Origin of the sequence: Methylobacterium sp. J-059 (assembly GCF_022829485.1) — a bacterium.
GTDB lineage: Bacteria > Pseudomonadota > Alphaproteobacteria > Rhizobiales > Beijerinckiaceae > Methylobacterium.
The window spans coordinates 1-9,906 of sequence record NZ_JAKSYA010000114.1 but is presented as its reverse complement, the minus strand read 5'-3'; the positions used below and the strand labels follow the sequence as shown (position 1 = coordinate 9,906).

Genomic DNA, 9,906 nt, shown 5'->3' with positions numbered 1-9,906 from the left:
TTGTTAGTTACTAAAGCTTAACCGAGAAACTACACACCCCACTAGCAATCGCAACCTTAGGCTGAATTTATGTATTGAGAAATCGGTTTTAGCCACTGAGGATGTGATCCTGATGTCACAGCCGTTCGAAGATGCCGTGGTTGTCTGGCTCGACCCCAATCGCCCAGATTTCGGGGTCACACTCATAAACGATGTTCCTTCAGGCCTTTCCGCCTTGCATCGGTACGGCATTGACGAGGCACTACAGAGCACCGAGGCGCCCCTTTGGCATAATGCAGCTGGTGCACTCGTTCACGCTGATATCGAACCATCGCCCACGAACATTCAAAAGGCTTACGACGCTCTTTTACGCTTGGTGAAATGCACCGCCCCTGTCCCGTCCTGCATACGTCTCCGAGTATCCCCGCGTGGTCTACGCGAGCATGTAGAAGCCTTCTTTGGGCTAACTCGTGAAGAACTCACAAATTGACTCTTGGTAGTGGGAAGGCCTGATTGTTGTGAAAGCCTTGCCCCTAGGGCTGAAATCAGGCGGCGAGTATTTGGCATCAAGGCTCACCGCCAGACCAACATTTTTAGGTACATCACACCGAGCACCGAGATGATGTGCAGCCGTGACGACGTTGCCCAAGCCGACCAGAGGTCCGGTACAATCCAGCGGGCCCAACCGGCGTCGTAATCGACCGATCTACAGACGCGGCCTTCCAAATTTGGACGCTTTGCGTCTCATGCCGGCTCGGCTGACGCCTGTACAAGGGTCAAGATCCGGAGACGTTCTTCAGGATCGGAAATCCGCATGAACGCCTGGATCAGCGCGTAGCATTCACGGTCGAAGCCGCCATTGGCCTCTGTCTGCTCCACGGGCTTGGATACCGCTTCGATCGCGTTCTGCGATTGATACAGAACGGTCAGCGACACCTGCAGCGCGTCGGCGATCCGCTGTAGGGGCATGCTCTTGGCTATGAGGCTCACTGATCGAGGAAGCCGATCAGTGTCGTCCTCTTGCGGTCCGGCTTGCAGCGGTGGGCTGGGAGGCGGCGCTTTCGATCCCATGACTTATTCCTTTGCGAGCGGACAGAGCACCTGTGTCGCAGTATCCATAATACAATTTACGCGTTGTAGCAGCATTGCAAACACGTCACAGTTGCCATCAAATGATAAGATTTTCCTTGAAGTTGTATCCTTACGGTTGTACATGAAACCGCCTTCGGGCTCAAAGGCGGATTTTGAGTGCCAAAGAATAAGACCCTCAGTGTTCGGACCAGTCCGGAAGCCTTTCAGACGGCCCTGGACGCCATGGATGTGATCGGGCGATGGGAGTGGGACGCCACGACCGACTTGGCTCGCGTTGATGCCTTCGTGGCGCTGGTTTTCAACGTCGATCCTGAGGACGCCAAGTCCGGTCTACCGCTCTCGTGCTTCATCGACAGCATCCACGCCGACGATCGGGAACGGGTCCGCGCTTTGATCAATCGTAGCACCCGTGATGGCAGCCCCTTTCTCGCCGAGTACCGCGTAATCTCGGTGGATGGTCGGACCCGTTGGGTTTTGGATCGCGGTCGCTTCACCACGGATCGTGTCGGGCGCCGGTGGAAAGGGGCTGGTATTCTCGTCGATATCACGCAGATGCGGATGACGGAGGATACTTGCAGAGGTTTCGGGGTCGAGAATGAGGACAACGCGCTGGATCGCGCAGCCGAACACACCATCGCTGCGCAACAGGCGATCGTCGAGATGCAGGACCCACGGCTGAAGGGCTGTGCGGATGCGTTGCTGTTGGAGCTGGGGCGACGATTGGCTCAGAAGGATATCCGATCGCGCCGCGGACGTATGAACTAGACTAGCCCCCGCGCCCGGTATTCTTACGCACAGTGGTTCACTGGCATCGGCCCCGCCGCAGCGGGTGGCGTCAGAGCCGCGGCGAACGGGCGATCAGATCCAGGATGCGGAAGTGGTGGTTGTTGTCCCAAGACTCGTCCAAGGCGCAGCCGTGTTCCTCGTGGTAGGCGAGGGCGTACCGGCACAGGGCCGCGCACCCGGCGGCCGTCCTCGGCACGGTCACGAGAAGCACGTCATCGACATGCGCGAAGAAGGCTTCGCGGGTCTCAGCCTGCTCCGGTGGATCGATGTTGCCGGGAAGCTGGTCGAGGTGCAGGGCGGCGCTACGAGCCGCAGACAGCCGCTTGGTCTCCTCGATCGCCTCGAACACCGGGTCCGGCATGGGCTCGACAAGGCGGTTCGTACCGTGAAGGAGGTCGCGAGCAATGGACGCGCCGAGCTTCGCCAACCAGCGGTCATTGCCTCTCTGGCTTGGCAGGTCGAAGCCGCTGGCTGATCGGCCCCCAGGCGGTGGTCCAAGGGTGAAGTTAGTGCGCGGTAGGCCGTTCTGCCACGGGTAGCTTGGCCGGCGGAGCTGGTCGGGCGAGCGCAGCCGGCCAAGCGGAGAACGCTGGCACGAACACCTCCGGTGCCGGGGGCCGGTATCCCAGCGAGGCATGTGGGCGCACAGTGTTGTAGTGACGCCTCCAGCTTTCGATCACGATCTGCGCCTCCTTGAGTGTGTAGAAGATCTCACCATTCAGGAGTTCGTCGCGCAGACGCGCGTTGAAGCTCTCGACGTACCCATTCTCCCAGGGTGAGCCTGGCGTGATGTAAGCGGTTTTGCTGCCGACCGCGCCGATCCAGGCTTGCACAGCCTTCGCGACGAACTCAGGCCCATTATCCGAACGAATATGGCCCGGTACGCCACGCAGGATGAACAGGTCCGAGAGCACGTCGATAACGTCGATCCCCTTGAGCTTGCGTGCGACCCGGATCGTCAGGCATTCGTGCGTGAACTCGCTGCGCGGTCCTTCGGTTCATCGACCACGTTGAGCATCCGGATCTTGCGCCCATCGTGCGTGCGGGCCTCGACGAAGTCGTACGACCATACGTGATTGCGGTGTTCCGGGCGAAGACGAACACAGGAGCCGTCGTTGTCCCAGATCCGCCCCCGCTTGGGCTGCTTGGCCGGCACCTTCAGCCCCTCACGCCGCCAGATCCGCTCGACGCGCTTGTCGTTGACCGACCACCCGGCCGCCTTCAGCAACGCGCTGATCTTGCGGTAGCCGTAGCGCCCGTACTTCTCGGCCAACGCCACAAGATCGGCCGTCAGCGCCTCTTCGTCGTCCCGGCCCCGCGGTACCTTGCGCTGCGTCGAGCGATGCTGTCCGAGCGCCCGACAGGCGCGGCGCTCGGAGACGGTCATCGTCCGCATAATGTGCTCGACACAGGCGCGCCGGCGCGCGGGGCTCAAAAGTTTCCCCGGGACGCCTCCTGCAGGATCAGCTTGTCGAGGGTGAGATCCGCAATCGCCTTTCGAAGCCGCTGGTTCTCGGTCTCCAGGTCCTTCATCCGACGAACCTGATCCGACTTCAGGCCGCCAAACTCACGCCGCCACCGGTAGTATGTCACTGAGCTCACGCCGAGCGCGCGGATTGCATCGGCCACGCTCTGGCCCTGTGAGATCAGCACATCCGCCTGCCGCTACTTGGCGACGATCTCCTCGGGCTTCGGGTGCTTTGCCATCTCGTCCGTCCTCCAGGCTCAAAAGCCATACCAAAGGGCGGACCACTTCAATGGGGGCTGATCAGCTGACCGGCGGTGGAGCGTTGACGCCACGATAACTGGTTGAAGGCATCTTCCTCCCAAGCCAGGCTCAGGATTGGTCGCCTGCTCACACAGCTGGCACCCGTCCCTCGTGATCAGATCGGGCGATGGGCTTGCTCGCTATGGCTCGACTACCAGCCTCGATTGAACGAAGCGCTGAGCAACCTAACCCGCCCGCTTGGCGCTCCCGCTTCCGCTACACTCGACGATGCCGCCCGGTGGTGTGCCAGGTGCCACTGCCGCTACCCTTGGTGTCGAGGGTCCCGGCGATCGGTACCCTGTTGTTGGCCGCCTCGATGATCGTGGCTTGCACGGTTCCCGACTGCGAGACGCCGCCGACTTCAATCTTGTCACCTGGGACCGATGCATCGCTGTCTTTGATCTGCACCTGATAGCTCGTGCTGGTCGAGCATGGCCCATTCCTCGTAACTGCCGTGATGCTCCAAGTCCCGTCGTACTTATTAGGCACCTGGATCTTCCTCTTGGCTGCCTCAGTCGGAACTAGGAGGATACCCATCAAGCAGGCAGCCAAGGTCGGGATAGCGATACGAGGCATGTCATAACTTCTGCGCAGGCACGGTCGCGTTAACCGGCAATCTCTAGGGAGCCGACTTGATCGGACAGTTTCGTCTGATGCTATTATTTACCGTCGACCGACAGTTAATTCGTCCAAAAAACAATGAATTGATGATATTTTGCGTGCAAATATCTCTAAGATGCAGACGCTGACGTTCATTCCCGATTACGTCCGCCGTCTGCGCCCGTTGACCCTCGCCTGCCCCCGGTGGAGTCAACGGGTGTAGATTGCGCCTCATCAAGCGTTTCGACCCAAAGCAAGCGTCAGCATAAGAGCTAAAGCCAGCAGATTTTCTTCTATCCAAATAACCGACCCATGTGGTGAGGAGTGTGCTGTGTACAATCCTTTCTTCTCATCGATGATGCTCGCTCTTGAATGCCAAAAGGTCATTGAACTTCGCCTTGTCCGGCTAGCCTGGGGCGGCCGTGAGGCTAGGGCTGAGATGCACTCCATGGTGATCGAGAAGATCCAGGCGAGCATGGAGGCCGCCGGTACACTGATGATGGGCAGCTCCCCCGAAGTCGTCATTGCGCGATACCGCGAACACGTGGCTGCCAACACGAAAAGACTATCTGCTGATTGAAGAGTGTTTTTCTTATAAAACCAACGAAATATTTGTGTTTAATTGTGATTTTGTCAAAGTCTGAGGAAGATATTTATGCCAGGCAACGAATATCTTATCGCCGGCTTAGCGCTGATGACTTTGACTACAGTTATTGTAGTCGCGTCAGTGATGCGAGGCAAGGTTGCAGAGTCCAAAGGTGACCCAGAACGCTCCAGCTTCACCAAAAATAACGGTGAAACTCCTCGACAGAACCGCCCGGGGACTGAACACTAAATCTTTGCGGGCCAATGGAGCCGCCTCCCAGGTGTCCAGTCAGCATTAATCTCTGATGCGGCAAGAAGATCCTTTAGCTATTTGCTCCACTTTGGGGTATTGTTCGCTCTACAGACGATAAAGCAGCACTGCTCCAAAGCCCTCAATTTCTGATGCCCAGCTCGAACCCCGATGAAGTTTGTAATCTAAACCCTTGAAGGGAGGCAATTATCGTCAATACCGCTACGGACATCGACACGCTTCGCGCCTACATGAACGGCATCATGAATCGGGCTGAAGAAGGGACGATGGGCGTCATCACGATTACTCTCGCTTTGATCGGCGGCATTGCATGGCAGGCCAATCCAGGTTCGCTCATGCTGCAGCTCAAGGACGGCGACATTCCGGTGAACGTGCTCTGGGCATCGTTCGGCGAGCGACAAATGACGTTCTCGTACAATCACAAAACCGCAACAATCGAGATGCGTGACGGAGCCATTCACGGCACGATCATCCGGACGTTCAGCACCCGAATGCTGGAAATCGAAATCGAGGGCTTTTTTGGTTCGATGCGACATAAGCCAACCTAAAGGGCGCCCGCCGTCTCTGGATTAAGTCTTTGCACGCCGTATCGGTTCGACTTTGGCGAAACGCTCGCCCATGCCTCGTGAACGACGAATTGCCGCTTACCGAGCATATCGGTTTAGGCCCAACATCCCCCTACCTGTGGTTGATCGCCCGCTATTCCTACAACGCAGGGAACCCGCTGGGGCAATCTCGCTCGCATCATGGAGGTGTCGGCGCACCGCGATCCGCGGACGGTACTCGGCTACGTCAGGAGGGCGAACGCCTTCAAGGATAATGCGGGAAGCGGCTTCCTATGAAGCTAACGGGCGCCACCAAACTCCCATTGAATAGCAACGGCAAGTTGGAGTTGCGGCGTATTGCGGTTGAGCCCGAAGCCGACGGCAACACCCAAGATGGCGCGTTGGCTTTTTACGCGATGCCGCGCTCCAACCTGTACGAGACTATAATTTGGTTGTCCTAGCTCCTGTTGCTCCCGAGCATAGGTTGCAACAAGCGCCGTGTCGGTGGATATCGCCTGTCCAACCGAGGCATTTAACAGCGCGCGTGTGGTTCTCTCGCCAGGCGCTGGATCGAAGCGGTAGACGCCTCCAAGGTTCAAGCTAACGCCGAGCGGAAGTTCCCCACTCCTGAGAGTCTTACCGAATAGAAGGGTGCCTTCTGTCTCATAGGCCGTACCTCCTGGACCGTAGAGCGCACGAACACGCCCAAGTAGCCCGACGATGGGCATGACCTTGCTCTCGTCCGTGATCTGGTAGAGCGCCCCCAGACGCGTCGTACCGCCGAGATTGGCCTTGGTACCTCCCTCAGTAGACCCTGGAACGTCCGCACTGACCGTCCCTAGTCGACGACGGATGTCGAGGTTCCCGTAGGCTCCCGTCTGACCGATCCTCACATCGAGCTTCGGCGCTACGCCATAGCTTAGTTCGCTCTCCGCCCCTGCTGTGCCACGCACACGCCCGGTCGCTGCTCGTTCATACGACCCGCCGATGGAAAAAGTCGACTCTCCGGGCGACGTGGCATGAGGATCGGAGACCTCGAAAGGATCATCAGCTAGTGTAATAGGGTCATCCTGAGCATAGGCTGGCGCAATTGATGTCAACCAAATCCTCAAAATTCCAGCTGCAAAATCGGAGAAGCAATGGGGCATTGCTTCTCCTTTCCAGCCATGGCAGCGCAGGCTTCGTCGAGATCATAGACATGTTCGAGGTTTTAGATCGGCAAGTTCGAAGTTGCTTGTTGGCCCGTCGGAAACGGTATTGCGGTATCCGAGCGGAGGAGGCCTGCAACGTAGCTACCTCGGTCACGGCTTTCGGTGCTGTCGTAGCCATCGCGTTGCCTCCTCCAGCGTGTCGAAGATCGGCGCTGAGATACCAACGAGCCGTCCGAAGGCCGCCTCCACGAACCAGCCCGGGCCCACCTCGTGATCAAAGGTGTCAAGGCGCACCAGCACGGCGATCAGCAGGCCGTTTGCCAGGACCAAACGCCCTTCCCGATCCGGGCTGCCCGTGTCAACCAAAATCGGCTGCAGCACGAGCAACGTCTCGACGTTGTCGTGCGCATCCATGACTAACTTTCCCGTAGCTGCTTCAACCACGGCTCGCTCCGGCGTGCGCCCCAACGAGTGTTCTTGAGGTGGAGGTAGTTCGGCGTAAAACCGCAGAACGACTTGAGCTGCTCGACATCATGGATCGTCAGAACCCGCCGTTTGATCGTGATCAGCCCGAGATCACGCAGCTCGCGAAGCGTACGATGTACGTGAACGGCGGACAAGCCCATCGCATCTGCAAGCTCCACCTGCGTAAATGGGAAGGCGTAGCTGTCATTCGTAACCTTCCCAACCGCATCGAGCCGAACCAACATTTCGCAGAGGAGGTGAGCGATACGACGCTCCGGGGCACGACCACCAAGGTTGACCAGCCACTCGCGCAGCACCGCCTCATCGACGAGACCGCACCACCAAAAGGCCCGCGTGATCTGCGGATGGGCCTGGGTAATCTCCTCGATAGCTCGACGCGGGATGTCGACGACATGGCACGCGGAGATCGTAGCAATGTTGTGGTCCATCTGGTCGAGGATGAACACGTTGAGGTCGCAGAAGTCCCCTGGAACCATAAGCGCCATGATCTGGCGTTTACCGTCCGGGAGCACCTTGTAGCGGCAAGCGAGGCCATCAAGGATCAGATGGACGTTCTCGGGTTCGTCGCCTTCTCGGACCAAATCGACCCGTGCAGCGACCTGCCGGATGCGTGGCGCCAAGCCATCCAGGGCCTGGCGATCGTCATCCGATAGGTCCTCGAAGCCTTCCAGCTTCCGGGTCAGTACCTTCTGCATCACACCTCGGGAGGGTTCGATACAACGACCCTACGTCGGATTTCCGACATTTCAAATCGTCATTTGATGAGAAATTTGCCTAACGTCCGCGTTTTCCCTAGAAGCCGCGCATCGTTTGCAATCTTTCGGGCGCACACGGCTGAGGGTTCGTGCCCCCGCCCTTCTCGGGACGGCCCGTGACACAGCTTCGACAGGCGACATGCCGCAATCGTTTGCTCGCCGGGCTACCACCATCCGACTTCGATCTGCTTCAGAGCCGGCTCGCCCTGAAAAAGCTCGCGGTGGGCGACGTGCTGATCGCGACGGATACCCCAATCGCCAGTTTGTATTTTATTGAACGCGGCATCGTCTCGCTCGTTGCGCAAGCCCCAGATGGCGAACAGGCTGAGATTGGGCTCGTTGGCTGCGAGGGTCTCGTCGGGATTCCGCTGCTGCTTGGCTCCGATCAAGCCCCCTATGATGGCCGGGTGCAGAATACAGGTTTGGCCTGGGCATTATCTGCTTCGAGTTTCTGCGAGATCCTGCCGCGATCTTCGGCCTTGGGTGAACGGTTACTTCGCTATGTGCAAACTGTCACCGCGCAAATGGCGGGAACAGCACTAGCCAACGCACGCTACACGCTTGCAGCTCGTCTCGCCCGTTGGTTGCTGATGTGCCACGATCGGGCTGAGGGCGACGACCTCTCGACGACCCACCGCTTCCTTTCGTTGATGCTCGGTGTGAACCGCACTGGTGTCAGCGAGGCGATGGCCGTTCTAGAACGGGCTGGGGTCATCGCAACGAAGCGTGGCACCATCATCATCCAGAACCGCGAGTACCTGAATGCTCAAGCGGGCGCCTGCTACGGAATGCCGGAGGCGGAGTACGATCGGCTTCTTGGAACTACAACGTCGATCGCAACGCCCTGATTGGTGTCTCTTTTAACTCGTCGGTCAGCTTAAGGGCTGTGCAATAGGTGTTGCTGCCAGAACAACCGCGCCGGCATGATCCGAGTGAGGACTGGCGGGTTCTAACGGCCTTACTCCGCCATGATGGCGATGAGTGAGAACGAACAGGCGAGCGCAAATGTGCCCGCCACGAGCGACACGATTAGGAGCATAGGTGAAGCCTCGGGTGCCAAATGGCAACGCTTCCTCAATCCACAAAGCGCAGTCCGGTTGCAGCTAAGCCGATCGATATCCCCGGCAGCCCACATCACGCGAGGCCATGGCATCACCTGCACTAATCCGAACCGCGCCCTTTGATGTCCAGGCCTGGGGCGATGCGCTTGAGGCCATGAGACCTACGGTGCCGCCCCGCCCCGGGCTCTCGGCGCAGCGCTGGCAGGAGATGCGCGAGGCTGCGATCGACTTCCTCGACCAGTTCGGCGAGGAGGCTGTCGCCCTCGGCTGGACGGCCACCGATCTGTTCGACGTGCATCCGACCGTCGGCGTGATCCGCGTCGACTACTGCGGGGGCCTGATGATCAACGTCCATCGCGTCGCGGCGATCGGCGACACTTGGATCCCGTACGGGATCCAGACCTTCCGGCAGGATCGACCCGGGCGGCCTGTCGGGATCCCGGTCTGTATGATCAATTGGTAGGACGGGAACACGGCACCCGTCTGTCCCCTTTGGCCTTGGGTACCCCCACTAGGACATCGCCGTTGCCCTCCTACACCCTACGCCGTTTCGAGCGCCCGCAAGACGGCCGGTTCGGCGTCAGTGATGACGCCTGCTTGATCGAAGCTCGGGATGAGCAGGAGGCGATCTTGATGGCTCAGGCTGAGATCGCGGAACCGGACAGCCCCCTCCTGGCAATCGAGCTGCTAGGGCGTGTCATCGCTTGAGCCAGTCGAGGGCGGCCGCGAGGCAGAGGACGCCCATGAAGCTGGCGGCGGTTTTCTCGTATCGGGTGGCGATGGCGCGCCATTCCTTGAGCCTGGCCCAGAGGCGCTCGACCTGATTG

General features: G+C 59.1%; 13 protein-coding genes and 1 pseudogene. 6 read left to right on the top strand and 8 right to left on the bottom strand.

Annotated features, from left to right (window positions below; genetic code table 11):
* Positions 1 to 723 precede the first annotated feature (723 nt).
* Positions 724 to 1,050 carry a hypothetical protein gene (locus MKK55_RS15825; RefSeq protein ID WP_243936203.1) on the bottom strand — a complete coding sequence of 109 codons (327 nt, stop codon included), beginning with the start codon at positions 1,048 to 1,050 and terminating at the stop codon, positions 724 to 726.
* Between the two features lie 177 nt (positions 1,051 to 1,227).
* Between MKK55_RS15825 and MKK55_RS15820 the strand changes: the two genes are divergently transcribed.
* Positions 1,228 to 1,836: a PAS domain-containing protein gene (locus MKK55_RS15820; RefSeq protein WP_243936201.1), complete on the top strand. Its 609-nt coding sequence runs from the start codon at positions 1,228 to 1,230 to the stop codon at positions 1,834 to 1,836.
* A gap of 70 nt (positions 1,837 to 1,906) precedes the next feature.
* On the opposite strand, the gene MKK55_RS15815 is transcribed toward MKK55_RS15820, so the two are convergent.
* The 3 genes and pseudogenes from MKK55_RS15815 to MKK55_RS15805 form a co-directional block, all read right to left on the bottom strand.
* On the bottom strand, positions 1,907 to 2,284 hold the full coding sequence (locus MKK55_RS15815; RefSeq protein WP_243936193.1) for a hypothetical protein: 378 nt from the start codon (positions 2,282 to 2,284) through the stop codon (positions 1,907 to 1,909).
* A 79-nt stretch (positions 2,285 to 2,363) separates the two neighbouring features.
* Positions 2,364 to 3,510: pseudogene (locus MKK55_RS15810) on the bottom strand (IS3 family transposase).
* A gap of 331 nt (positions 3,511 to 3,841) precedes the next feature.
* Entirely contained in the window at positions 3,842 to 4,033 is a 192-nt protein-coding gene (locus tag MKK55_RS15805; protein ID WP_243936192.1) for a hypothetical protein, read from the bottom strand.
* Between the two features lie 523 nt (positions 4,034 to 4,556).
* Here MKK55_RS15805 and MKK55_RS15800 point away from each other — a divergent pair.
* Complete coding sequence (locus MKK55_RS15800) at positions 4,557 to 4,805, top strand: hypothetical protein (RefSeq protein ID WP_243936190.1); 249 nt, start codon at positions 4,557 to 4,559, stop codon at positions 4,803 to 4,805.
* A 506-nt stretch (positions 4,806 to 5,311) separates the two neighbouring features.
* Positions 5,312 to 5,629 carry a hypothetical protein gene (locus MKK55_RS15795; protein WP_243936188.1) on the top strand — a complete coding sequence of 106 codons (318 nt, stop codon included), beginning with the start codon at positions 5,312 to 5,314 and terminating at the stop codon, positions 5,627 to 5,629.
* Between the two features lie 296 nt (positions 5,630 to 5,925).
* Here the strand turns inward: MKK55_RS15795 and MKK55_RS15790 are convergent, their stop codons facing one another.
* The 3 genes from MKK55_RS15790 to MKK55_RS15780 all read right to left on the bottom strand — a co-directional run bounded on the left by MKK55_RS15790 (position 5,926) and on the right by MKK55_RS15780 (position 7,958).
* Positions 5,926 to 6,774 carry a hypothetical protein gene (locus MKK55_RS15790; protein ID WP_243936186.1) on the bottom strand — a complete coding sequence of 283 codons (849 nt, stop codon included), beginning with the start codon at positions 6,772 to 6,774 and terminating at the stop codon, positions 5,926 to 5,928.
* Between the two features lie 153 nt (positions 6,775 to 6,927).
* Positions 6,928 to 7,191, bottom strand: a complete 264-nt coding sequence (locus tag MKK55_RS15785; protein ID WP_243936173.1) for a hypothetical protein — start codon at positions 7,189 to 7,191, stop codon at positions 6,928 to 6,930.
* 2 nt (positions 7,192 to 7,193) lie between these two features.
* Positions 7,194 to 7,958, bottom strand: coding sequence for a Crp/Fnr family transcriptional regulator (locus MKK55_RS15780; protein ID WP_243936171.1), 765 nt, complete (start codon positions 7,956 to 7,958; stop codon positions 7,194 to 7,196).
* 176 nt (positions 7,959 to 8,134) lie between these two features.
* On the opposite strand from MKK55_RS15780, the gene MKK55_RS15775 reads away from it, so the two are divergent.
* The 3 genes from MKK55_RS15775 (at position 8,135) to MKK55_RS15765 (ending at position 9,787) form a co-directional block, all read left to right on the top strand.
* A complete protein-coding gene (locus MKK55_RS15775; protein WP_243936161.1) occupies positions 8,135 to 8,866 on the top strand; it encodes a Crp/Fnr family transcriptional regulator in 732 nt (243 codons plus the stop codon).
* A gap of 379 nt (positions 8,867 to 9,245) precedes the next feature.
* Complete coding sequence (locus MKK55_RS15770; protein WP_243936160.1) at positions 9,246 to 9,542, top strand: hypothetical protein; 297 nt, start codon at positions 9,246 to 9,248, stop codon at positions 9,540 to 9,542.
* Between the two features lie 62 nt (positions 9,543 to 9,604).
* Positions 9,605 to 9,787 (top strand): hypothetical protein, encoded by a 183-nt coding sequence (locus tag MKK55_RS15765; protein WP_243936158.1) that lies wholly within the window; start codon positions 9,605 to 9,607, stop codon positions 9,785 to 9,787.
* Here MKK55_RS15765 and MKK55_RS15760 read toward each other — a convergent pair.
* Positions 9,777 to 9,906, bottom strand: a 130-nt coding sequence (locus MKK55_RS15760) for a transposase (RefSeq protein ID WP_243932900.1), incomplete at its 5' end; no start/stop codon positions are given. The two genes, MKK55_RS15765 and MKK55_RS15760, sit on opposite strands and share 11 nt — an antisense overlap.